This window comes from Bradyrhizobium sp. CCGB01 (genome assembly GCF_024199795.1).
In the GTDB taxonomy this organism is placed as follows: Bacteria; Pseudomonadota; Alphaproteobacteria; order Rhizobiales; family Xanthobacteraceae; genus Bradyrhizobium.
On sequence record NZ_JANADK010000001.1, the window covers coordinates 3,431,183 to 3,453,094 of the forward strand.

Sequence of the window (21,912 nt, forward strand, 5' to 3'; positions counted from 1 at the left end):
TCATGCTCGAGATCCGCAACCTCGCAAAATCCTTCGGCGGCGTGAAGGCAACCAACGATGTCTCGCTGGATTTCCCCGACGGCTCGCTCACCGCGGTGATCGGCCCCAACGGTGCCGGCAAGAGCACGTTCTTCAACCTGATCACCGGTGCCTTGAGTCCGGATTCAGGCCAGGTGCTGCTCGACGGTATCGATCTGGCCGGCCGCTCGCCGCCGGAAATCGTGCGTCACGGCATCGGCCGCGCCTTCCAGGTGGCGAGCATCTTCAAATCGTTGACGGTGCAGGAGACCATGCTTGCCGCCGTCAGCGCCGACCAGCGCTCCTCGGCGGTGCTGCACAAGCGCTTTCCGCTGGCTGAGACGCGAGACCGCGCCGAGCATGTGATGGAGCTGCTGGGTCTTGCCGGCAAGCGTAACCGCACGGCGGCGACGCTCTCGCACGGCGACCAGAAACTCCTCGATATCGCGCTCGCTCTGGTGCTCGAACCAAAGGTGCTGCTGCTGGACGAACCGACCGCCGGCATGGGTCCGGAAGAGCGCTGGCGCATGATCGACAAGGTGCGCGAGCTCTGGGACACCCAGAAGATCACGGTCGTCTTCATCGAGCACGACATGGATATCGTGTTCAAGATCGCTCCAAAGATCGTCGTGCTCTGCTACGGCCGCATCCTGGCAACCGGCACGCCCGACGAGATCCGGAGCAACAGCGCGGTGATCGACGCCTATCTCGGCACCGAACATGCGGGAGCCGCCGCATGAGCGCGACCGTGATCGAAGTCGCCGATCTCGACGTCTATTACGGCACCAGCCAGATCCTGTTCGGCGTCGGCCTTTCGGTGCGGCAGGGCGAGACCATGGCGCTGCTCGGGCGCAACGGCGCCGGCAAGTCGACGACCATGAAGGCGATCATGGGGCTGGCGCCGCCGCGGCGGGGCAGGATCAGCCTGCGCGGTGCGGTAATCTCGGGTCTGAAGCCGCACACGATCGCGCGCGCCGGTCTCGGCTTCGTGCCGGAGGATCGCCAGATCTTTCCGGAGCACACGGTCGAGGACAATCTCGTCATCGGGAAGAAGAAGGGGCCGGATGGACAGGACGAATGGTCCATCAGGCGCATCTATGAGGTCTTCCCGCTGCTGGAGCCTTTGCGCAATCGCATTGCAGGACGACTGTCCGGCGGCGAGCAGCAGATGCTCGCCATCGCACGCACGCTGATGGGCAATCCCGCGCTGCTGCTGCTGGACGAGCCGAGCGAAGGGCTCGCGCCGATCATCGTGCAGCGGATCGGCGAACTGCTGCGGCAGCTCCGCCAACTCGGATCGACCGTGCTGATCGCCGAGCAGAACATGCATTTCTGCCTGGGGCTGGCGAGCCACGCCACGGTCATCGACAAGGGCCAGATCGTCTATGCCGCCGGAATCGACGAGCTGAAGGCCAACGACGCCATCCGCCGCCGTTACCTGGCGCTCTAGCCGGGGCTCCGGTGCCCAAATAGGGCGGAAGAAGAAAACTATTGCCCCGGGATCGTCCTGCGGAAGGAGTTTCCCCTTCGCTGGGCAAAAAAGCCAATCGCTTCCATTGCCGTTTTGGGCCGAAACGACGACATTTCCGTCAGAAATTGATGGATCGACGGCCATGGAACGTACTGGATTTGAGCCCTTCGGCGAGCAACTGGTGTCCGCAACCGACACCCAGCCGCGGTCGCGCGCCTCAAAAATGCTGCTGCGGGCCGGCACGGGCATCTTCTGGACGCTGGTTGCGGGTATCGTGCTTGCGCGCGCAGCCTTCTTCGAGCCGGGCATCTATGACGGCTTCAGCCGCGTCGCCTCGCTGGCCAAAAGCCTGATCTTCTGAGGCCGATTATTCCGGGTCGGGGACAGAACTTCCCTCGACCCTGATATGCCGAAAACTTATTCCCCAATCAGACGGCGCTGCGTATAAATCCTTCTCTTCTGGGAGAGATTTGTGTCGCAGAATCAAGCATCCAGCCAGGCCGACGCCAAGCCGACCACTGCCATTAGCCGCGTCGTCGCGCTGATTCCCGGCATTCTCCTCTGTATTGCCGTCGCCGGTGTCTCGGCCCTGCTCGAGCACGCGGAATTGGGCGTCTTCGAGCATCCCTATGTCGAGGCGCTGGTGATGGCGATCCTGCTCGGGATGGCGCTCCGCAGCTTCTGGAAGCCCGCGCCGCGCTGGCAGGCCGGCATCGCCTTCAGCGCCAAGCAGCTCCTCGAAGTCGCGGTGATGTTGCTCGGAGCGTCGATCAGCTTCGCCGCCATCGCGGCCTCCGGCATCGCGCTGCTGGCATCGATCGCCGCGGTCGTGGTGATCGCGCTCTGCGTCTCCTTTGGTCTCAGCCGGATGCTGGGTCTGTCGACACGGCTGTCGATCCTGATCGCCTGCGGCAACTCGATCTGCGGAAATTCGGCGATTGCCGCGGTGGCGCCGATCATCGGCGCCAACAACGACGAGATCGCATCCTCGATTTCCTTTACGGCGATCCTCGGCGTGATGATGGTCCTCGGCCTGCCGCTGCTGATTCCGCTGCTGCAATTGTCGGCGACGCAATACGGCATCCTCGCGGGCCTCACCGTCTATGCGGTGCCGCAGGTGCTGGCCGCGACGGTCCCGGCCGGGTTGGTCTCGACGCAGATCGGCACGCTCGTGAAGCTGATGCGCGTGCTGATGCTCGGGCCGGTGGTCGTCGGCCTCTCACTGGTCGCCTCGCGCTGGCAGAGCGGGGCTAAGAAGACCAATGTGGGCTTCTTCCGTCTCGTCCCCTGGTTCATCCTCGGCTTCCTTGCCCTGGCGACCCTGCGCTCGCTCGAGATCGTGCCGGGCACGGTGGTCGGGCCGGTGACCAAGATCACCGGATTCCTCACCGTCGTCTCGATGGCGGCGCTTGGGTTGGGCGTCGACGTGCGGGTGCTGGCGAATGTCGGGGGCCGGGTGACAGCGGCTGTGACGCTGTCGCTGATGCTGCTGCTCGGAATCAGCATCGCGCTGGTGCACTGGTTTAAGTGATTTTGCCGCGATGGTGGTGCTTACCCTCTCCCCTTGTGGGAGAGGGTGGCTCGCCGCGTGAGCGGCGAGACGGGTGAGGGGTTCTCTCCGCGAGTCCCACTCTTTATCAGCACGCGGAGAGAAGCCCTCATCCGGCGCTTCGCGCCACCTCCTCCCACAAGGGGAGAAGGAAAGGCAGCGCGCAAGCGTCGAGAAGAGAGCTAAATCACATCGGCCAGCGAGGCGCCGTGCAGCTCGATGTTGAGCCCCTGCATACCCATGTCGCTGATCTCGCCGCCCATCGCCTTGATGCTTTCCTCGCGGATCAGCGACATCAGCCCGCGGCGGAGTGCCAGGAACTCCGACGACATCATCATCGATTGCTGCCGCGGCCGCTCCAGCGGGATCGGGATCTCCGCCTTGATCGAGCCGGGACGCGCGGTCATGCAGTAGACGCGGTCGGACAGGAAGATCGCCTCGTCGATGTCGTGAGTGACGAACAGCACCGAGATCTTCAGCCGCTGCCACATGTTGGTGAGGATCTGCTGCATGATGACGCGGGTCTGCGCGTCGAGCGCACCGAAAGGCTCGTCGAGCAGCAGCACTTTCGGCCCGGTCGCGAGCGCGCGGACGATGCCGACGCGCTGCTTCATGCCGCCGGAGAGCTTTTCCGGGTAATGCTTCTCGAACGCTTCGAGCCCTGCGAGCCCGAGCAGCGTGCGTGCGGCGCGCTCGCGCTGCGAGCGCGGCATGCCGCGCATCTTCAGGCCGAACTCGACATTCTCCCGCACCGTCTTCCAGGGAAACAGCGAATATTGCTGGAACACCATGCCGCGCTCGGCGCTGGGTCCGTTCACGCGCTCGCCGTCGACGGTGACGATTCCTGTCGTCGGCTTGAGGAAGCCGGCGACCGCGTTGAGCAGCGTCGATTTTCCGCAACCGGACGGGCCGACGATGGAGACAAATTCGCCCGGCCTGACATGGATCTGCGTGTCCGTGACGGCCCGAACCGGTCCCTCGATGCTGTCGTAGCTCAGGGAAAAGTTCTTGACCTCGATATGACCCTGCGGCGCTTTGGTCGGAATCTCGGTCATTTCAGCCTCCACGGCATCACCAATTGTCCGGCCCCCCGGATCAGCAGGCTCGATCCGAGGCCGAGCACGCCGATCGCGATCATGCCAAGCGCGATGTCGGCATATTGGACCAGCGAATAGGCTTCCCAGGTGAAATAGCCGATGCCGTACTGGCCCGAGATCATCTCGGCGGCGATCAGCGAGACCCAGGCGACGCCCATGCCCACCGTGAGGCCGGTGAAGATGTGCGGCAGCGAGGCCGGAAAATACACCTCCCGGAAGATCGAGCGCTCGCGGGCGCCGAGACATTGGGCCGCGCGCACCAGCACGGGGTCGACCAGCGACATGCCGTGCAGCGTGTTGACCAGGATCGGGAAGAACGAGCCGAGGAACGTGATGTAGACGATGCTCTGCTCGTTGGTCGGCCACAGCATGATCGCCATCGGCACCCAGGCGATCGCCGGAATCGGCCGCAGCACTTCGGCCACGGGGAAGATGATCTCATGGACCAGCTTGAAGCGACCCATGATCAGGCCGAGCGGGACGCCGACAATGGCCGCCAGCGAGAAGCCGATGAAGATGCGCCGGCAGCTCAGGACGACATGCATCAGGAACTTGGGATCGTGGATCGCCTTGGTGAAGCTCGCATAGACCGCGAGCGGCGAGGGCACGTTGGTGAAGCGCACGAAGAACACGACGCGATAGGTCGTGAGCAGGTGCCAGACCAGCAGGAAGGCGAGCAGCGAGATGATTCCGATCGCAGTCGCGCGCAGGCCGTCGCGGTTGAGGCGGTACCAGCGCAGTGCGAGCGTGCCGAAGGATGGCGGTGTCGCGGATGGCGTGACGGCGGGCACGGGGCCAGCCTCTGATGTTGCCGGCATGCTGTTCTCGGCAGGTCTGGCGAGGGCGGGGCTGCTCACGTCTTGCCTCCGCCGACCGCTGCCTTCACCGCGTCATCGAAGCCAAGCACCTTGCCGCTGATCTTGGCGGCATAGGCTTCCGCGTCCTTCTTGAGCAGGAACGGCGCGACCTCGCCATTGCCGACTGCGAAGAAGGCCTGGTCCGCGAACAGCTTGATGCCACGCGTGGTGTCGAAGACATAGGCAACGTTGATCTTCTTGCCCTTGGCCTTGAAGTCGGCATAGGCGCCGAGTGTGCAACTGGCCGACGAGAAGGGCATGATGCCTGAAGCGTCGACCCAGACCTCGCCGGCCTTGCGCGGATCGGCGATCGGCTTCTTGCAGAAGGTGTCCCCGCCGGAAATCTCGTAGTTCTTCGTGCTGGCGAGCTGCGCGTCATAGTCGAGCTTCATCTCGGCATAGGCCTTGCGGATGTAGCTGTCGTCGACCCACTTCTTCGGATCGAACTCCTTCATGCGGCCGAGGTTCTGAAGCACCTTGACGTCGGCGGTGGCAGCGTCGATCAGCGCGGGCTTGATCGTGGGATCGGTGGTCATGTTGCCGCTGGGTCCCAAGAAGATGTAGACGACCTCCTTGTTGATGCCGGTCCATTCCTGGATCTTCTCGGCGGCCAGCTTGGGATCGTCGCGCAGCCACTGATTGGCGGCGATCAGCGCCTTGAAGTAGGCGACGACAACCTCCGGATATTTCTCGGCGAAGTCGGTGCGGACGACGATGCCGTGGAAGGTCGGCAGATTGGTTTCTACGCCGTCGAAGATCTTTCGCGCAAACCCGCGGAACGGCAGCAGCTCGGCGAAGGGGACGAAGTCGGCATGCGCATCGATCTTCTTCTCCTGGAGATTGGTCGAGCCGACCTCGGGGCTCTGGCTCACCAGCTGGAAGAAATCCGACGCGTAGCCGCGGTCCTGCATCGCCTTCAGCACCATGCCGTGTGCGGCGGATCCGAACGGCACGCTGACGAGCTTGCCCTTGAGATCGGCGAGATCGTAGTAGGGCGAATCCTTGTGGACGACGATGCCGTTGCCGGACCCCGAGAGGCTGTAAGCGGCGATCCCGATCAGGCGGCTCTTGCTCTCAGGATTGCTGTCGAAGGTGAAGCCGTTCACAATCAGCGGATAGTCGCCCATCATGCCGATCTGCAGCTTGTTCGCCATCATCGCGTTGGTGACGGGCGGGCCGGACGTGAAGTTCTGCCATTCCATCTCGAACTTGATGTTGGCGTACTTGCCTGATGTCGGCAGGTATTTTTCGAGGAGATGCAGCTGCCTGATGACGACGCCGGCGGTCACCGTGTTGGTCGTGGTGTCCTGCGTTCCGATGCCGAGGGTGACGGTTTCCGCCGAAGCCGGCTGCGCGATGAGAAGCGCAAGCGACGTCACCGACACCGCGATCGAGAGCGTGGGAAGATGGCGGACCATTCTCATCCTCATTCGGTTGGATGTGCTGTGCTTGCCATGATTGGGTGAGGGGGCGGGCAGGGCAAATCCGGAATGAGTGCCGCAGTCGATTAGTTGCCGGGAAAAGCCGATTGCATACTCCTTGGGCAGTCCTGCATTATAAAGCTGCTTGCCTGTGCACCGACCCTGGTCGCAAACTCCTTCAATCAGATGCGTGGCCGCGCATCTCCTCCAGCACGTCGGTTCGGCACACCACGATCTGCGACCGTTTGGTCAGCACGATTCCCTTCTCCTGCATGCGCTTCAGGCTGATCGTGACCCATTGCCTCGTGGCGCCGACCATGTGGGCGATGTCGGCATGGGTGAAGGCCGCCGCGATCACGCGGCCGTCGGCGTCCTCGACGCCGTAAAGCTCGACGAGATGCAGCAGCAGATGCGCAAGGCGCTGCGTGATCGATCGCGTCCCCAGCATCTGGGCCAGCGCCGAATAGCATTTACCCTTGAAGGTGAGGCCCTCGATCAGGCCGATCGCGAGGTTCGGGATCTCCGCGGCAAGGGTCCGTAGCTCCTTTCCGGGCAGATGCACGACGCTGCAATTGCTGGAGGCGACGCCGGACCATTGGTGCACGGTACCCTCGAACACCTCGGGCCCGCCGACGAAATTGCCGACATGCCAATACGCCAGCGTGATCTCGCGCCCGAGCGGCGAGGTGTAGAACACGCGGATGCGGCCGCTTTCGATCAGCCAGATGCCGTCATGCTTGCCACCCTGGCTGAACAGCGTCTGGCCGCGATTGAGCACCTTTCGCCGGCCCTGCTTCAGCACCAGTTCCCGCTCGCGTGGCGAGAGCTTGTCCATCAGCGGCGGCGGTCCGCCGATCCACTGCTGGTTCTCGGTGAGCAGCAGCGAAGAGCTGCCGGCAGGCCGGACTGCCGGGGGAACAGCCCCGCGAACCGCATTCGCCGCCTGCAACATGAGCCGCCTCCGGAACGTTTAAATCGTTCTAAAGAGGAGCAATGTCCGTGCCAGATTAACTCCGCTGTCGTCGCCCGGCTTGACCGGGCGACCCAGTATTCCAGAGACAGCAATGGGTTACGGAGAAGCCGCGGCGTACTGGATTCCCCGCTTTCGCGGGGAATGACAGCGGAGCGTGAGAGACGTTCAGCGCCTAACGCCCCGCCAAACTCAACAGATACGGCTTCGGGTAAATCCCCCGGTTGTGCCCATCCGAAAACGAGATGTTCAGCCCGTAACCGAGGTCGCCGATCTCGGTAATGGCGATCCCCGGAAATGCTTGGGGAAAGCGGCCGTCGAAGCGGGCGCGGGTGCAGTGGGCGCATTTGCAGGAGAGGCGAAGTTTTTCCGCGGGCACGCTCAGCGCATCGTCCTGCGTGGTGCGGACGAGGAGCGACGCAAGATCGGCGCTCGCTTCATAGTCGGCCACGGTCGGTGCCATCAAGGTCATGGTCATGACGTATCTCCGACTCCTTCTTATGTCGGCGCGGGCGAGCGCGGATAGCAACTAATTGCCGGCGCGAGCGCGCGGCGGAGCCGCTCGCTGCCTCGTCTTCGATCATCGCCCGCGAAATGTGAAACTAATCGACCGGGAATTTCACTTCCGCGTTGCCCGATTCCTCGCTCTCCGAGACCTTGCGTCACCGCAGGCAAGGAGAGACGACGGATGAGCGCATTTCAGAAGGAGACGGTTTTGTCGGTCAGACACTGGACCGAGTCGCTGTTCAGCTTCACCGCAACGCGCGATCCCGGCTTTCGCTTCCAGAACGGCCAGTTCGCCATGATCGGCCTTGAGGTCGAAGGCAAGCCCTTGATGCGAGCCTATAGCATGGCCAGTGCTAATCACGAGGAGGCGCTCGAATTCTTCTCGATCAAGGTGCCGGATGGCCCGCTGACCTCGCGTCTCCAGAAGATCAGGGAAGGCGATATCATCCTGGTCGGCCGCAAGGCCACGGGCACGCTGGTCACCGGCAATCTCATTCCGGGCAAGCGCCTGCTGCTGCTCTCGACCGGTACCGGCCTCGCGCCGTTCGCCAGCCTGATCAAGGACCCCGACGTCTACGAAAATTACGAGACGATCGTGCTCGCCCATGGCTGCCGCCAGGTCTCCGAGCTCGCCTATGGCGAGCACGTGGTCGACGGCCTGCGCAATCACGAATTTTTCGGGCCGTTGATCCGCGACAAGCTCGTCTACTACCCGACCGTCACCCGCGAGCCGTTCCGGAATCGCGGCCGCATCACCGATCTGATCGCGTCGAACCAGCTGTTCGACGATATCGGGCTAACAGGTCTCGATATCGAGACCGACCGCATCATGCTGTGCGGCAGCCCGGCGATGCTGGATGAGCTGCCTGCGATGTTCTTCGCGCGCGGCTTTGTCGAGGGCAACCACAGCCAGCCTGGCCATTTCGTGATCGAAAAGGCCTTCGTCGAGCGGTGAGGGACAAATCGCATTCCGGCGACAACTAATTGCTATCGCCGAGAAGCCGCCTGAACAAATCTGACGCAAAGGCGCCGGCTATCGGCGAACCAGGAGCAAGCGATGGCACTAGATCAGATCGTCGACGGACTTTCGGAGGTTTCCTGCGACGTGCTAGTGATCGGTGGCGGCACGGCCGGCCCGATGGCGGCGCTCAAGGCGAAGCTGAAGAACCCGAAGGCCAATGTCGTCCTGCTCGAAAAGGCCAACGTCAAGCGCTCCGGTGCGATCTCGATGGGCATGGACGGCTTGAACAACGCCGTCATCCCCGGCTACGCGACGCCCGAGCAGTACACCAAGGAAATCACCATCGCCAACGACGGCATCGTCGACCAGAAGGCGGTCTATAAATACGCCCAGAACTGCTACAAGATCGTCGAGGAGCTCGACAGCTTCGGTATCCGCTTCCTGAAGAACGAGAACGGCGACTATGCCGTCAAGAAGGTGCACCACATCGGCACCTATGTTCTGCCGATGCCGAACGGCGAGACCGTGAAGAAGGCGCTGTATCGCCAGCTCCGCCGCGCCCGCATCCTGATCTCGAATCGCTACATGGCAACGCGGCTGCTGAAATCGTCCGACGGCCGCATCGCCGGCGCGATCTCGGTCAACACCCGCACCGCCGAGATCCTGGTGATCAAAGCCAAGGCCGTGATCCTCTGCATGGGTGCCGCGGGCCGCCTGGGCTTGCCGACCTCCGGCTACATGTTCGGCACCTATGAGAACGCCGCCAATTCCGGCGACGGCTACGCGATGGCCTATCACGCCGGCGCCGCGCTCGCGAACCTCGAATGCTACCAGATCAATCCGCTGATCAAGGACTATAACGGCCCGGCCTGCGCCTATGTCGCCGGCCCGTTCGGTGCCTTCACGGCGAATAACGAGGGCTCGCGCTTCATCGAATGCGACTATTGGTCGGGCCAGATGATGCTGGAGTTCTATAACGAGCTGCTATCCGGCAAGGGCCCGGTGTTTCTCCAGCTCAAGCATCTCCATCCCGACACCATCTCCGAGATCGAGTCCACGCTGCACAAGGTCGAGCGTCCGACGCGCGGCCTGTTCCAGCAGGGGCGTGGCGTCGACTACCGCAACGACTCGATCGAGATGCACATTTCCGAGATCGGCTTCTGCTCCGGCCACAGCGCCTCCGGCGTGTTCGTCGACGACAATGCGCGCACCACCGTGCCGGGCCTTTACGCCGCCGGCGACATGGCGAGCGTGCCGCACAATTACATGCTCGGCGCCTTCACCAATGGGGCGGTTGCCGGCGTCGACGCCATGGAGTTCGCCGATAGTCATGATTTCGCGGAGTTCGACGCCGCCGATGTCGCTATCGAGCGCGACCGCGTGCTGGCGCCGACCAAGCGCGAGGACGGCATCCCGCCGAACCAGCTCGAGTACAAGACCCGCCGCCTGGTCAACGACTATCTCCAGCCGCCAAAAGTCACGCGCAAATACGAGCTCGGCGCGCGCCGCCTCGCCGAGACGCGGCAGGACATGCAGGAGCACATGATCGCGCGCAACGCGCATGAGCTGCTCCGCGCCCTTGAGGTGCAGTCGATCATGGACTGCGCCGACATGGCTGTGCATGCCTCGCTGTACCGCGAGGAGAGCCGCTGGGGCCTCTATCACTGGCGCACGGATTTTCCGGAGAAGGACAACGAGAACTGGTTCTGCCACACGCTGCTGTCCAAGCAGAACGGCAAGATGACCAGCGAGAAGCGCGCGGTAGAGCCCTATGTCGTGCCGATCGCGGACGACGAGAAGGACCTCTACGACAAGCAGCGCATCCGCGCGACCGCCTGACCCACCGCAACAGCAAGCAACAGGAGACATCAAATGCCTCTCGCCTCCTACCAGACATCGGTTCCGGTGGTCGTCGACGACGCCAAATGCATCGCCGACAAGGGCTGCACCGTCTGCGTCGATGTCTGCCCGCTCGACGTCTTGCGTATCAGCGACATGACCAACAAGGCCTACATGGCCTATGACGAGTGCTGGTACTGCATGCCCTGCGAGGCCGATTGCCCGACCGGCGCCGTCACCGTCAACATTCCCTATCTGTTGAGGTGATCATGTCGAGCCCGTTTGAATCCTACGACGACTTGGAGGACGCGGACGAGCGGCTTCAGGCCGCCGATCCCGCCGAACGCCGCGTCGCCATCATCGCGCTCGGCCATTCCGGTGATCCCGCCGCGGTAGCACATCTCGCCAACATGGTCGCCGATCCCGACGCCGGCGTGCGCCAGCAGGTCGCGATGGCACTCGGTGAGTTCGACGGGCCGGAGGCTGCGAGCGCGCTGGTCAAGCTGCTGGTCGATCCCGAAAGGATCGTCGCGGCGGCTGCCGCCGACAGCATGGCCGAGTTCAAGGATCCCGCCTGCGCCGACATCGTCCTGCCGCTGGTCAAGCACGCCCACGCGTTTGTCCGCATGGGCGCCTTGCGCGCGCTGAAGGAATTGCGCCGCAAGGACACGCTGAAGCCGGCGCTGGAAGCGCTTCAGGACTCCGATGCCGCTGTGCGCGTGCAGGCGATCGGCGTGATCGGATTCCTCAAGCTGGAAGAATCCATCCCCGCGCTGACCGCCCTGATCATCGACCCCGATGCCCATGTGCGTCGCGCCGCCGTGAGTGCGCTGGCGTTCTCGCAGATGAAGCCGGCGGCCGAGACGATCACGCGCGCGCTGAAGGATTCCGACTGGATGGTCCGCGAGATGGCGGCGGAAACGCTGGGTCTCAACGTCAACGGTTCGCTTGCCGCCGACCAGCTCGTCGGCTCGCTCGCCGACGAATTCTGGCAGGTGCGGCTGAAGGCGATCCGCAGCCTCGGCAAGATGAAGATCGAGCGCGCGGTGCGTCCGATCGGCAATTGCATCAACCACGACCAGGCGAATTTGCGGAAGGAGGCCGCTGCCGCACTCGGCGAGATCGCCCATCCCGACGGCGAGGCATTCCTGGCCGTCATTGCCGACGACGCCGACCCTGATGTCCGCAAGAACGCGCGTTGGGCGCTGCAGCAGATCGCGGCCCGCAAGGCGCGGGCAGGGGCATAACAGAGGGGTCGGCTCCCGCTCTGGACTTCCCCCGTCAGACGTTTATTGGTCTTCGCCAATGGGATCGGCTGCAGCGAATGTGGCCGATCCGAGAAACAGCGAGGACGCCGGCCATGACGACACTGTCCGTTAAAGACCTTCTCCCCGAGGATGGAACGAAGGGGACGCTGGTTGGCCGCGTCTGGCTGCCGCAGGTGAACGGTCCGGCCGTGGTCGCCGTACGCGCCGACGGTGTCTTCGATGTCACCGCCAAATTCCAGACCGTCAGTGCGCTCTGCGAGGAAGACAATCCGGCCAAGGCACTTGCCGCGACCAAGGGCGAGCGCATCGGCGATCTCGAAGCCATCGTCGCCAACACGGCGCCGGACCGGCGCGATCCGAAAAAGCCGTGGCTGCTCGCGCCCGTCGATCTCCAGACCCTGAAGGCCGCCGGCGTCACCTTCGCCATCTCCATGCTGGAACGCGTCATCGAGGAGCGGGCCAAGGGCAACCCGGCCTCGGCCGAAGCGATCCGCAAGGAAGTGACGCGGCTGATCGGCGACGATCTGTCAAAACTCAAGCCGGGCTCGGACCAAGCGATGCACCTGAAGCAGGTGCTGATCGATCAGAACGCCTGGAGCCAGTATCTCGAGGTCGGCATCGGCCCCGATGCCGAGGTCTTCACCAAGGCGCCGACCTTGTCCTCGGTCGGCACCGGGATGGATGCCGGGCTGCATCCGAAATCGACCTGGAACAACCCCGAGCCCGAGCTGGTGCTGTTCGTGTCGAGCCGCGGCAAGATCGTGGGCGGCGCGCTCGGTAACGACGTGAATCTTCGCGACTTCGAGGGGCGCTCGGCGCTGCTGCTGTCGAAGGCCAAGGACAACAACGCGTCCTGCTCGATCGGCCCCTTGCTGCGCCTGTTCGACGACAGCTTCACGCTCGACGATGCGCGCAAGCTCGATATCAGCCTGAACGTGAAAGGTGCGGACGGTTTCGTCCTCGACGGCCATTCCTCGATCAGCATGATCAGCCGCGATCCCACTGATCTCGTCGCGCAGACGATCGGCAAGGTGCATCAATATCCGGATGGCTTCGTGCTGTTCCTCGGTACGATGTTCGCGCCGGTCAAGGATCGCGATGCGCCGGGGCAGGGGTTCACGCACAAGCGCGACGACATCGTCACGATCGCGGCGCCCCAGCTCGGCAAGCTGGTCAACCGCATGCGTACCAGCGACGAATGCGAGCCCTGGACCTTCGGCATCGGCGCGCTGATGAAGAACCTGGCGCAGCGCAAGCTGATCTAGCGTCGGTTCGTTTTCGACTCGCGTAAGCGAACTTGCAGGAGGTCGTCATGCCCGGGCTTGTCCCGGGCATCCACGTTCTTGCGTCCGCGGGGTGAGGCGTGGATGGCCGGGACGAGGCCCGGCCATGACGGCGCAGCTCTCGCCGGGCCGTAATTCCATCATCCCCGCGTTGTATATCCGGAACAAAATCCCGCTTGGCGTGTCGTCTGCGCAGCCCGCCCGCACATCCGCGTCAATTCTCCAAATAGTCAAATAATATGACTAGTAGGAACTCATCTTCCGTGAAATAGTCCGTCTCGCCGCCTCAAAAGTCGGCCTGCGGGTGCCATACTACCAATTGGCGCCCGAGATAACACAAGATGACTTCTTGGGAGACACGCCTGATGACCCTCAAAGCCCTCTTTGCGGCCAGTGCTACGGCCGCGTTGTTGCTCGCGCTGCCGGCCAGCGCCGCCGAGCTCACCATCGGCTTCTCGCAGATCGGATCGGAATCCGGCTGGCGCGCGGCCGAGACGTCGGTCTCCAAGCAGGAGGCCACCAAGCGCAAGGTCAATCTCAAGATCGCCGACGCCCAGCAGAAGCAGGAGAACCAGATCAAGGCGATCCGCTCCTTCATCGCGCAGAACGTCGATGCGATCTTCCTTGCGCCGGTGGTCTCGACCGGTTGGGACTCGGTGTTGAAGGAAGCCAAGGAGGCCAAGATCCCGGTCGTGCTGCTCGACCGCGACATCGACCCCTCCGGCAAGGAGCTCTATCTCACCGCCGTGACCTCCGACAGCGTGCATGAAGGCGAGGTCGCCGGCGACTGGCTGGCCAAGACCGTCGGGGCTAAGGCCTGCAACATCGTCGAGCTGCAGGGCACGGTCGGCGCCAGCGTCGCCGCCAACCGCAAGAAGGGCTTTGACACCGCGATTGCCAAGCATGCGAACCTGAAGGTGGTGCGCAGCCAGACCGGTGACTTCACCCGTGCCAAGGGCAAGGAAGTGATGGAGAGCTTCATCAAGGCCGAAGGCGGCGGCAAATCGATCTGCGCCGTCTACGCGCACAACGACGACATGATGGTCGGCGCCATCCAGGCGATGAAGGAAGCCGGCCTCAAGCCGGGCAAAGACATCCTCACCGTCTCGATCGACGCGGTCCCCGACATCTTCAAGGCCATGGCCGCCGGCGAAGCCAACGCCACGGTCGAGTTGACGCCGAACATGGCGGGCCCCGCGCTCGATGCCATCGCGGCCTTCAAGGCGAAGGGCACGGTTCCGCCGAAGTGGATCCAGACCGAGTCCAAGCTCTATACGGCCGCCGACGATCCGCAGAAGATCTACGACAGCAAGAAGGGCCTCGGCTACTGAGGCAGGCACCGCGCCGGATCGCTTCCAGTGATCCGGCGCCCCCTTCGAAATTGCTGCGCAAACGAATAGGCTGGGTGTCCGCATCGTCAGCGGGTGCCGGTGGGAGTGACGTCGCCATGGAGAACGGCCCGGATCCTGCTCCTTCGCTGCTGGAGGTGCGCGGGATCAGCAAAAGCTTCGGTGCTGTGCGTGCGTTGCAGGAGGTCGACTTCACGCTGCGTGCCGGCGAGATCCATGCGCTGCTCGGCGAGAACGGCGCCGGCAAGTCAACGATGATCAAAGTGATCACCGGCGTATTCCCACGCGATGCCGGTATCGTCAGGCTGGGCGGTGAAGATGTCGCGCCGCGCTCGGCCAAGGCCGCGCTTCGGGCCGGCATCGCTACCGTCTACCAGGAGGTCAATCTGCTGCCGAACCTCTCGGTGGCGCAGAACCTGTTCCTCGACCGGCAGCCGATGCGCTTCGGCATCGTGCGTGAGGGCGAGATGCGACGCCGCGCGAAAGCGCTGCTCACCGATTTCGGCCTCGATATCGACGTCGCCGCGCCGCTCGGCGGCTATTCCGTCGCCGTGCAACACGTCACGGCGATCGCGCGCGCCGTCGATCTCTCCGCGCGCGTGCTGATCCTGGACGAGCCCACAGCGAGCCTCGACCGTCACGAGGTCGAGATCCTCTTTGGCATCATGCGTCAGCTCGCCAAGCGCGGCATCGGCATCGTCTTCGTCAGCCACTTCCTCGACCAGGTCTACGAGATCTCCGACCGCATCACGGTGTTGCGCAACGGCCGCCTGGTCGGCGAGCGCGAGACCGCTTCGCTGCCACGGCTCGAGCTGATCCGGATGATGCTCGGCCGCGAGCTGGCGGAGACCACCAGCACCCGGGCGTCGGCGGGAGAGCATCAGTCGCGCCAGGTCTGCGCGAGTTTCGAGAACTACGGCAAGGCCGGCTATGTCGCGCCGTTCAATCTCGAGCTGCGCCATGGCGAGGTCGTGGGGCTCGCCGGCCTGCTCGGTTCGGGCCGGACCGAGACGGCGCGGCTGGTGTTCGGCGCCGAGCGTGCCGATGGCGGGCAGGCGAGGGTGGAGGGGGCGCCCGTGCGGCTCCATTCGCCGCGCGAGGGCGTGCGTCACGGTTTTGGCTATTGCCCGGAGGAACGCAAGACCGACGGCATCGTCGCCGAGCTCACCGTGCGCGAGAACATCGTGCTCGCGCTCCAGGCCAAGCGCGGCCTGCACCGGCCGCTGTCGCGCCGTGAGCAGGACGAGATCGCAGGCCGCTACGTCAAGATGCTCGACATCCGCCCGCCCGATCCGGAGCGCCCGGTGGGCCTGCTGTCAGGCGGCAATCAGCAAAAAGTGCTGCTGGCGCGCTGGCTCGCGACCTCGCCGCGTCTCCTGGTGCTGGACGAGCCGACCCGCGGCATCGACGTCGGCGCGCATGCCGAGATCATCCGCCTGATCCGCGAGCTCTGTGATGACGGGCTGGCGCTGCTGGTGATCTCCTCCGAGCTGGACGAGATCGTGACCTATTCCGACCGCGTGGTGGTGCTGCGCGACCGCGCCCATGTCGAGGAGCTCGCGGGCGAGGCGATCGACGTCGGCAACATTCTCGCGGCCATCGCCGCCGATGGCGCCGGTGTCGCGCATGAGGGCCGGGCATGACAGCGCTGTTGCCGCGCCGCGGCCTTGCCCAGATCCTCGCGTTGATCGTCATCCTGGCGGTCGATCGCATCGTATCGCCGCAATTCTTCGATCTGCGCCTCCAGGATGGCCGGCTGTTCGGCAGCCTGATCGACGTGCTCAACCGCGGCACGCCGGTGGCGCTGCTCTCGCTCGGCATGGTGCTGGTGATCGCGACGCGCGGCATCGATCTGTCGGTCGGTGCGGTGATGGCAATCTCGGGCGCGATCGCGGCAAGCCTCGCCGACACTCACAGTCTGGCCGTGGTCCTTGCGGCCGCGCTTGGCGCCGGACTTGTCTGCGGATTGTGGAACGGATTTCTCGTCGCGGTGCTCGGCATGCAGCCGATCGTGGCGACGCTGATCCTGATGGTGGCCGGGCGCGGCATCGCGCAGCTCATTACCGAGGGGCGCATCGTGACCTTCTCCTCGCCGGATCTGGTCTGGCTTGGCAATGGCGCGGTGCTCGGCCTGCCGATGCCGGTCGCGATTGCCTTGGGCATGCTGATCCTCACCGGCGCGGTGGTGCGCGGGTCGGCGCTCGGACTGCTGATCGAGGCAACCGGCGGCAATGCGCGTGCGAGCGAGCTTGCCGGCGTCGGCACGCGCGCCATGATCCTGGCGGTCTATGTCTGGTGCGGCATCTGTGCCGCGCTCGCGGGCGTGATCGCGGCGGCCGACATCATGGGCGCCGATGCCAACAATGCCGGCCTCTGGCTCGAGCTCGACGCCATCCTCGCGGTCGTGATCGGCGGCACCTCGCTGTTCGGTGGCCGCTTCAGCCTCGTGCTGGCCGTGCTCGGTGCGTTGATCATCCAGACCATGAACACCGGCATTCTGCTGTCGGGCTATCCACCGGAGTTCAATTTGCTGGTCAAAGCGGTGGTGGTGATGGCGGTGCTGCTGCTGCAATCGCCGAAATTTTCGGGGATTGCCGGGATCGCCGCGCGGCTGCGGAGGGCCAAGGCATGAAAGGCCTGCCGCCCGTCCTCATCACCGCGATCGTGCTCGTTGCCGGCTTTGCGCTCTGCGCGGTGCAATTCCCCAACATCGCCTCGACCCGCGTGGTCGGCAATCTCCTCACCGACAACGCCTTCCTGGGCATCGTCGCCACCGGCATGACCTTCGTCATCATCTCCGGCGGCATCGACCTCTCGGTCGGCTCGGTGATCGGCTTCACCACCGTGTTCGTCGCGCTCGCGATCGAACGCTGGGGCGTGCCGCCGCTGGCCGCCTTCGTCGCCATCCTCGCACTCTCGGCGGCCTTTGGCGCGGCGATGGGCGCCGTCATCCATGTCTTCGATTTGCCGCCGTTCATCGTGACGCTCGCCGGCATGTTCCTGGCCCGTGGCGCGAGCTTCCTGCTCTCGACGGAATCGGTGCCGATCACCGCGCCCGTTTACTCCACCGTGTCGGATTTCGCGCTGCGGATGCCCGGCGGCGGGCGATTGACGGCGATCGCGATCATCATGCTCGTGATCGTGATCGGCAGCGCGCTGCTTCTGCAGCTCACCCGGTTCGGCGCCAATGTCTACGCGCTCGGCGGCAGCCGGGCGACCGCGAGCCTGATGGGCGTTGCCGTCGGCAAGATGACGGTGAAGATCTACATGCTGTCGAGCCTGCTCGCGGGCATCGCAGGCATCGTCTTCTCATTCTATACCAGCGCCGGCTATTCGCTCTCCGCGGTCGGCGTCGAGCTCGACTCCATCGCGGCCGTCGTGATCGGCGGCACGTTGCTCACGGGCGGGCAGGGCTCGGTGATCGGCACCTTCCTCGGTGTGCTGATCCAGGGCTTGATCCAGACCTACATCAATTTCGACGGGACGCTCTCGAGCTGGTGGACCAAGATCGCGACCGGCGTCCTGCTGTTCGCCTTCATCGCCTTGCAGCAGGGGTTGGTCGCGCTCGCGCGGCGGCCGGTGGCGAAGCGCGCGGGAGCAACCACATGACCTCGCGCATTGTCGTCATCCCGACACGGCGGGCGCATTCCAACCACGCGGAGGTGGCGCGCTCGATCGGCGTCGACATCATCGCGGGCCGCTATGCCGAGGGAACGCGGCTTCCGGGCGATGCCGAAATGATCGCCATGTTCGGCGTGTCGCGGCCGGTGCTGCGCGAGAGCGTGAAGACCCTGGTCGCGAAGGGCCTGCTCACCACCAAGGCGCGGGTCGGCACGGTCGTGCGCGAGCGTGCCGCCTGGAACATGTTCGATGCCGACGTGCTCGCCTGGCATCTGGACGCCGGCATCGACAAGCGCTTCCTCAACGATCTTGCCGAGATTCGCCTCGCGGTCGAGCCGCGCGCCGCCATGCTGGCGGCGATGCACCGTTCCGAGGACGACCTCGCCGAACTCCGTCGCTGCATGGACCGCATGCGGCTCGAGGCTTCCGATTCCGTCGGCTTTGCCGACGCCGACCTCGCGCTCCATGTTGCAGTGGCGCGCGCCTCCGGCAATCTGTTCATGCGCTCGATCGGCCACGTGATCGAGGCCGCCCTGCGCGCCTCCTTCCTGCTCAGCGCACCGGTCGAGCCGGAGGACCGCGACACCGTGCTGCTCTGGCACCAGAAGATCGTCGATACCATCGCCGCCGGCGACGCCGAGGGCGCGTCGGAGGCGATGGTTTATGTCATTCACAACGGCATGCGCCGCCACGAGGGCACGGTGATCGAAACCGCGCCCGCCGAGGCGTTGCCGTCCGCGGATACTGGAGAACAAGCGTGACCGAACTTCGCATTGCCATCGTTGGCTTCGGCAAGATCGCGCGCGACCAGCATGTCGGCGCGATTGCGGCGGTTCCGGGCGCGACGCTCGCGGCCGTCGCGAGCCGCAACGCATCGCTGCCGGGACTGCCGCATTTTGCGACCATCGAAGAATTGCTGGAGAAGGGGCCGCACATTGATGCGGTTTCCCTTTGCACGCCACCGCAGGTACGGCGTGCCCAGGCCGCCGCGGCGCTCGCTGCCGGCAAGCATGTGATGCTGGAGAAGCCGCCCGGCACCGGCGTTGCCGAGCTCGATCCGCTGATCGCAATGGCGACGGAGGCCAAGCGGACGCTGTTTGCGACCTGGCATTCGCGCTATGCGCCCGCGGTCGAGCCGGCGCGCGAGTGGCTTCTCACGCGGCGGATCACCTCCGTGCACATCAACTGGAAGGAAGACGTTCGTGTCTGGCATCCCGGGCAGGGCTGGATCTGGGAGCCGGGCGGGCTCGGCGTCTTCGATCCCGGCATCAACGCGCTCTCGATCCTGACCCGTATTCTGCCCAGGCCGGTGTTCGTCACCGCGGCCGAGCTGGCCTTTCCAGCCAATTGTCAGGCGCCGATCGCCGCGAACCTGACGCTGACCGACATTGGCGGCTTGCCTGTGACCGCCGAGTTCGATTTCCGCCAGACCGGACCGCAGAGTTGGGATATCCTCGTCGCAACCGACCAGGGCCAGTTGACGCTGTCCGGCGGCGGCCGTCGCATGGAGATCGACGGCAAGGCCGTTGCCGACGCGCCCGATCAGGAATATCGCGAGCTGTACAGGCGCTTCGTCGAGCTCACCGCGACCGGCGCAAGCGATGTCGACCTGGCGCCGCTGCGTCTCGTTGCCGATGCTTTCCTGCTCGGCAAGCGCACGATCGTCGAACCGTTTGTGGATTAGACATGGCTGGCTCAAAAACGATAGAAAAAGACGTCTTCGGAACGCTGCCGGACGGCCGCAACGTCGAGCGTGTCGTGTTGCGCGGGGAGGGCGGATTCGAAGCTCGCATCATCACCCATGGCGCGGTGATCCAGGCGCTGATCGCGCCGGACGCCAGGGGCGGTTACGACGACGTCGTGCTCGGCCATGACGTGTTCGCCGGTTATCTCGCCGAACGAAAATTCTTTGGGGCCACTGTCGGCCGCTATGCCAATCGCATCGCGAACGGACAGTTCTCGCTCGACGGCGAGGCGGTGCAGCTTCCCGTCAACAACGGCCCGAATGCGCTGCATGGCGGCCTCGACGGCTTCGATCGCAAGCTCTGGGAGATCGCCGGCATTGACGACGGTGCGGAGCCGGGCGTCACGCTCACCTATTCGAGTCCGCATGGCGAAGAAAATTATCCGGGCCGGCTCGACGTGCGGCTGACCTATCGCGTCACCGGCCCGGCCGAGCTGTCGCTGATCATGGAGGCCCGAACTGACCGGCCGACCATCGTCAACCTGACCAACCACAGCTTTTTCAATCTGGAAGGTGCGACGTCAGGCACATCGATTCTGGATCATGAACTGACGGTCGCGGCCGACCATTTTCTTGCCATCGACCCGACCGCAATCCCGCTGCCGGAGCCGCCGCGCGGGGTGGCCGGCACGCCGTTCGATTTCCGCGATGCCCAGGCGGTCGGTGCGCGTATCCGGCAGAACGATCAGCAATTGCGTAACGGCAAGGGCTACGACCACACCTACTGCCTCGGCCTGGACGGCAAGCTTGCGCTCACGGCGCGGCTCGAAGCGCCGCGCTCTGGGCGTGTCATGGAGCTGTTCACCGATCAGCCCGGCCTTCAGGTCTATTCCGGCAACTATCTCGACGGCACGATCGCGGGCAAGGGCGGTAAACTGATCCGGCAGTCGGATGCCATGTGTCTCGAGCCGCACATGTGGCCGAATTCGCCGAACCGGCCGGACTTCCCGAGTCCGCGCCTCGATCCCGGCGAAGTCTATCGCCATCACACCGTCTATCGCTTCGCGGTGAGGTCGTCATGATCGAAGAGGTGCCGACCTCCGTTCTCTCGGATGATCCCTGCCATCTCGGCGAGGGGCCGACCTATGACGTGACCACCGACACGGCCTGGTGGTTCGACATCCGCGAGGGGCGGCTCTTCGAGGCGCATCTTGGCAGCGGCAGCATTCGCGTCCACGCGCTCGGCCGGATGGCCAGCGGTCTCGGGCGCATCGATGCCGAACGCCAGTTGATCGTCGCCGAAGACGGCCTCTACATCCGCAAGCTCGCCGACGGCGCGATGACGCTGCTCTGTCCGCTTGAAGCCGACAATCCCGGCACCCGCTCCAACGACGCCCGCGTGCACCAGTCAGGCACGTTCTGGATCGGCACCATGGGCCGCAAGGCCGAGCGGGGGGCGGGCGCGATCTATGCGTTCCATCGCGGCAAGATCTCCACGTTGTTTCCGGGCATCAGCATTCCGAACTCGATCTGCTTCTCGCCTGATGGAGCCACCGGCTATTTCACCGACACCGCGGGCGCGGTGCTCTATTCGGTACCGCTCAATCCCGCGACCGGCCTGCCGCGAGGCGAACCCGAGGTGCTGCTGCGGCACACCGGCATCGGCGGCCTCGACGGCTCTGTGTGCGACGCCGACGGGCGGATCTGGAACGCCTGCTGGGGTGCGGGCCGCATCGATGTCTATTCTCCGCAAGGCGAGCGTCTGCGCTCGCTGCGCGTGCCGGCGAAACAGTCCAGCTGCCCGGCCTTCGTCGGCCCTGACCTGTCGCGCCTCCTCGTCACTTCGGCCTGGCAGGACATGGACGCGGCGGCGCGTGTCGCCGATCCGCAAGCCGGTTGCACTTTCCTGTTGCAGGCATCTGCGCGTGGCCGCGCGGAGCCTGACGTCAAGCTCGCATAGGAGGCTCGAAGCCGCACACGACCAACGTTCTCGACGAAACGAAGAAACAGTCTGACA

The 21,912-nt window shown here is 64.6% G+C and carries 22 protein-coding genes; 17 read left to right on the top strand and 5 right to left on the bottom strand.

Translation table 11 applies throughout. The annotated features are described in order from the left end of the window. The first annotated feature begins 2 nt into the window (after positions 1-2). The 4 genes from NLM25_RS15670 (at position 3) to NLM25_RS15685 (ending at position 3,020) form a co-directional block, all read left to right on the top strand. Complete coding sequence (locus tag NLM25_RS15670; RefSeq protein ID WP_254117809.1) at positions 3-758, top strand: ABC transporter ATP-binding protein; 756 nt, start codon at positions 3-5, stop codon at positions 756-758. After that, positions 755-1,468: an ABC transporter ATP-binding protein gene (locus tag NLM25_RS15675; protein WP_254137531.1), complete on the top strand. Its 714-nt coding sequence runs from the start codon at positions 755-757 to the stop codon at positions 1,466-1,468. The genes NLM25_RS15670 and NLM25_RS15675 overlap by 4 nt, the downstream gene beginning before the upstream one ends. A 163-nt stretch (positions 1,469-1,631) precedes the next feature. Further along, a complete protein-coding gene (locus tag NLM25_RS15680; RefSeq protein WP_254124242.1) occupies positions 1,632-1,850 on the top strand; it encodes a hypothetical protein in 219 nt (72 codons plus the stop codon). Positions 1,851-1,961: 111 nt separating this feature from the next. Next, positions 1,962-3,020 carry a putative sulfate exporter family transporter gene (locus NLM25_RS15685; protein WP_254117811.1) on the top strand — a complete coding sequence of 353 codons (1,059 nt, stop codon included), beginning with the start codon at positions 1,962-1,964 and terminating at the stop codon, positions 3,018-3,020. 200 nt (positions 3,021-3,220) lie between these two features. Here the strand turns inward: NLM25_RS15685 and NLM25_RS15690 are convergent, their stop codons facing one another. From NLM25_RS15690 to NLM25_RS15710, 5 genes are all read right to left on the bottom strand, one after another. Continuing rightward, positions 3,221-4,093: an ABC transporter ATP-binding protein gene (locus NLM25_RS15690; RefSeq protein WP_254137532.1), complete on the bottom strand. Its 873-nt coding sequence runs from the start codon at positions 4,091-4,093 to the stop codon at positions 3,221-3,223. Continuing rightward, positions 4,090-4,992 (bottom strand): ABC transporter permease, encoded by a 903-nt coding sequence (locus NLM25_RS15695; protein ID WP_254137533.1) that lies wholly within the window; start codon positions 4,990-4,992, stop codon positions 4,090-4,092. Before NLM25_RS15695 ends, NLM25_RS15690 begins: the two co-directional genes overlap by 4 nt. Next, positions 4,989-6,410 (bottom strand): ABC transporter substrate-binding protein, encoded by a 1,422-nt coding sequence (locus NLM25_RS15700; protein WP_254137534.1) that lies wholly within the window; start codon positions 6,408-6,410, stop codon positions 4,989-4,991. Before NLM25_RS15700 ends, NLM25_RS15695 begins: the two co-directional genes overlap by 4 nt. A gap of 181 nt (positions 6,411-6,591) precedes the next feature. Then, positions 6,592-7,365: a Crp/Fnr family transcriptional regulator gene (locus NLM25_RS15705; RefSeq protein ID WP_254137535.1), complete on the bottom strand. Its 774-nt coding sequence runs from the start codon at positions 7,363-7,365 to the stop codon at positions 6,592-6,594. A 193-nt stretch (positions 7,366-7,558) separates the two neighbouring features. Next, entirely contained in the window at positions 7,559-7,855 is a 297-nt protein-coding gene (locus tag NLM25_RS15710) for a gamma-butyrobetaine hydroxylase-like domain-containing protein (RefSeq protein ID WP_254141190.1), read from the bottom strand. A 216-nt stretch (positions 7,856-8,071) separates the two neighbouring features. Between NLM25_RS15710 and NLM25_RS15715 the strand changes: the two genes are divergently transcribed. The 13 genes from NLM25_RS15715 to NLM25_RS15775 all read left to right on the top strand — a co-directional run bounded on the left by NLM25_RS15715 (position 8,072) and on the right by NLM25_RS15775 (position 21,855). Continuing rightward, on the top strand, positions 8,072-8,845 hold the full coding sequence (locus NLM25_RS15715; protein WP_254137536.1) for a ferredoxin--NADP reductase: 774 nt from the start codon (positions 8,072-8,074) through the stop codon (positions 8,843-8,845). 102 nt (positions 8,846-8,947) lie between these two features. Further along, positions 8,948-10,690 carry a fumarate reductase/succinate dehydrogenase flavoprotein subunit gene (locus NLM25_RS15720; protein ID WP_254137537.1) on the top strand — a complete coding sequence of 581 codons (1,743 nt, stop codon included), beginning with the start codon at positions 8,948-8,950 and terminating at the stop codon, positions 10,688-10,690. A 33-nt stretch (positions 10,691-10,723) separates the two neighbouring features. Then, positions 10,724-10,957, top strand: a complete 234-nt coding sequence (locus NLM25_RS15725; RefSeq protein ID WP_007593252.1) for a ferredoxin family protein — start codon at positions 10,724-10,726, stop codon at positions 10,955-10,957. Positions 10,958-10,959: 2 nt separating this feature from the next. Beyond that, positions 10,960-11,937: a HEAT repeat domain-containing protein gene (locus NLM25_RS15730; RefSeq protein WP_254137538.1), complete on the top strand. Its 978-nt coding sequence runs from the start codon at positions 10,960-10,962 to the stop codon at positions 11,935-11,937. Between the two features lie 113 nt (positions 11,938-12,050). Then, positions 12,051-13,223 carry a fumarylacetoacetate hydrolase family protein gene (locus tag NLM25_RS15735; protein WP_254137539.1) on the top strand — a complete coding sequence of 391 codons (1,173 nt, stop codon included), beginning with the start codon at positions 12,051-12,053 and terminating at the stop codon, positions 13,221-13,223. Between the two features lie 383 nt (positions 13,224-13,606). After that, entirely contained in the window at positions 13,607-14,572 is a 966-nt protein-coding gene (gene ytfQ, locus NLM25_RS15740; RefSeq protein ID WP_254137540.1) for a galactofuranose ABC transporter, galactofuranose-binding protein YtfQ, read from the top strand. A 116-nt stretch (positions 14,573-14,688) separates the two neighbouring features. Further along, positions 14,689-16,233 (top strand): sugar ABC transporter ATP-binding protein, encoded by a 1,545-nt coding sequence (locus NLM25_RS15745; RefSeq protein WP_254137541.1) that lies wholly within the window; start codon positions 14,689-14,691, stop codon positions 16,231-16,233. Beyond that, on the top strand, positions 16,230-17,222 hold the full coding sequence (locus NLM25_RS15750; RefSeq protein WP_254117822.1) for an ABC transporter permease: 993 nt from the start codon (positions 16,230-16,232) through the stop codon (positions 17,220-17,222). The genes NLM25_RS15745 and NLM25_RS15750 overlap by 4 nt, the downstream gene beginning before the upstream one ends. Then, positions 17,219-18,199 carry a galactofuranose ABC transporter, permease protein YjfF gene (yjfF, locus tag NLM25_RS15755; RefSeq protein ID WP_254137542.1) on the top strand — a complete coding sequence of 327 codons (981 nt, stop codon included), beginning with the start codon at positions 17,219-17,221 and terminating at the stop codon, positions 18,197-18,199. The genes NLM25_RS15750 and yjfF overlap by 4 nt, the downstream gene beginning before the upstream one ends. After that, on the top strand, positions 18,196-18,972 hold the full coding sequence (locus tag NLM25_RS15760) for a FadR/GntR family transcriptional regulator (RefSeq protein ID WP_254137543.1): 777 nt from the start codon (positions 18,196-18,198) through the stop codon (positions 18,970-18,972). The genes yjfF and NLM25_RS15760 overlap by 4 nt, the downstream gene beginning before the upstream one ends. Next, positions 18,969-19,895: a Gfo/Idh/MocA family oxidoreductase gene (locus NLM25_RS15765; protein WP_254137544.1), complete on the top strand. Its 927-nt coding sequence runs from the start codon at positions 18,969-18,971 to the stop codon at positions 19,893-19,895. The genes NLM25_RS15760 and NLM25_RS15765 overlap by 4 nt, the downstream gene beginning before the upstream one ends. Positions 19,896-19,897: 2 nt before the next feature. Continuing rightward, entirely contained in the window at positions 19,898-20,977 is a 1,080-nt protein-coding gene (locus tag NLM25_RS15770) for an aldose epimerase family protein (protein WP_254137545.1), read from the top strand. Beyond that, a complete protein-coding gene (locus tag NLM25_RS15775; RefSeq protein WP_254137546.1) occupies positions 20,974-21,855 on the top strand; it encodes an SMP-30/gluconolactonase/LRE family protein in 882 nt (293 codons plus the stop codon). The genes NLM25_RS15770 and NLM25_RS15775 overlap by 4 nt, the downstream gene beginning before the upstream one ends. The last annotated feature ends 57 nt before the right edge of the window (positions 21,856-21,912 follow it).

Bases quoted from the DNA above. Each gene is read 5' to 3' on its own strand.
- NLM25_RS15670 (WP_254117809.1), top strand. From the start codon at position 3: ATGCTCGAGATCCGCAACCTCGCAAAATCCTTCGGCGGCGTGAAGGCA.
- NLM25_RS15675 (WP_254137531.1), top strand. From the start codon at position 755: ATGAGCGCGACCGTGATCGAAGTCGCCGATCTCGACGTCTATTACGGC.
- NLM25_RS15680 (WP_254124242.1), top strand. From the start codon at position 1,632: ATGGAACGTACTGGATTTGAGCCCTTCGGCGAGCAACTGGTGTCCGCA.
- NLM25_RS15690 (WP_254137532.1), bottom strand. From the start codon at position 4,093: ATGACCGAGATTCCGACCAAAGCGCCGCAGGGTCATATCGAGGTCAAG.
- NLM25_RS15700 (WP_254137534.1), bottom strand. From the start codon at position 6,410: ATGGTCCGCCATCTTCCCACGCTCTCGATCGCGGTGTCGGTGACGTCG.
- NLM25_RS15705 (WP_254137535.1), bottom strand. From the start codon at position 7,365: ATGTTGCAGGCGGCGAATGCGGTTCGCGGGGCTGTTCCCCCGGCAGTC.
- NLM25_RS15710 (WP_254141190.1), bottom strand. From the start codon at position 7,855: ATGACCTTGATGGCACCGACCGTGGCCGACTATGAAGCGAGCGCCGAT.
- NLM25_RS15715 (WP_254137536.1), top strand. From the start codon at position 8,072: ATGAGCGCATTTCAGAAGGAGACGGTTTTGTCGGTCAGACACTGGACC.
- NLM25_RS15720 (WP_254137537.1), top strand. From the start codon at position 8,948: ATGGCACTAGATCAGATCGTCGACGGACTTTCGGAGGTTTCCTGCGAC.
- NLM25_RS15725 (WP_007593252.1), top strand. From the start codon at position 10,724: ATGCCTCTCGCCTCCTACCAGACATCGGTTCCGGTGGTCGTCGACGAC.
- NLM25_RS15730 (WP_254137538.1), top strand. From the start codon at position 10,960: ATGTCGAGCCCGTTTGAATCCTACGACGACTTGGAGGACGCGGACGAG.
- NLM25_RS15735 (WP_254137539.1), top strand. From the start codon at position 12,051: ATGACGACACTGTCCGTTAAAGACCTTCTCCCCGAGGATGGAACGAAG.
- ytfQ (WP_254137540.1), top strand. From the start codon at position 13,607: ATGACCCTCAAAGCCCTCTTTGCGGCCAGTGCTACGGCCGCGTTGTTG.
- NLM25_RS15745 (WP_254137541.1), top strand. From the start codon at position 14,689: ATGGAGAACGGCCCGGATCCTGCTCCTTCGCTGCTGGAGGTGCGCGGG.
- NLM25_RS15750 (WP_254117822.1), top strand. From the start codon at position 16,230: ATGACAGCGCTGTTGCCGCGCCGCGGCCTTGCCCAGATCCTCGCGTTG.
- yjfF (WP_254137542.1), top strand. From the start codon at position 17,219: ATGAAAGGCCTGCCGCCCGTCCTCATCACCGCGATCGTGCTCGTTGCC.
- NLM25_RS15760 (WP_254137543.1), top strand. From the start codon at position 18,196: ATGACCTCGCGCATTGTCGTCATCCCGACACGGCGGGCGCATTCCAAC.
- NLM25_RS15770 (WP_254137545.1), top strand. From the start codon at position 19,898: ATGGCTGGCTCAAAAACGATAGAAAAAGACGTCTTCGGAACGCTGCCG.
- NLM25_RS15775 (WP_254137546.1), top strand. From the start codon at position 20,974: ATGATCGAAGAGGTGCCGACCTCCGTTCTCTCGGATGATCCCTGCCAT.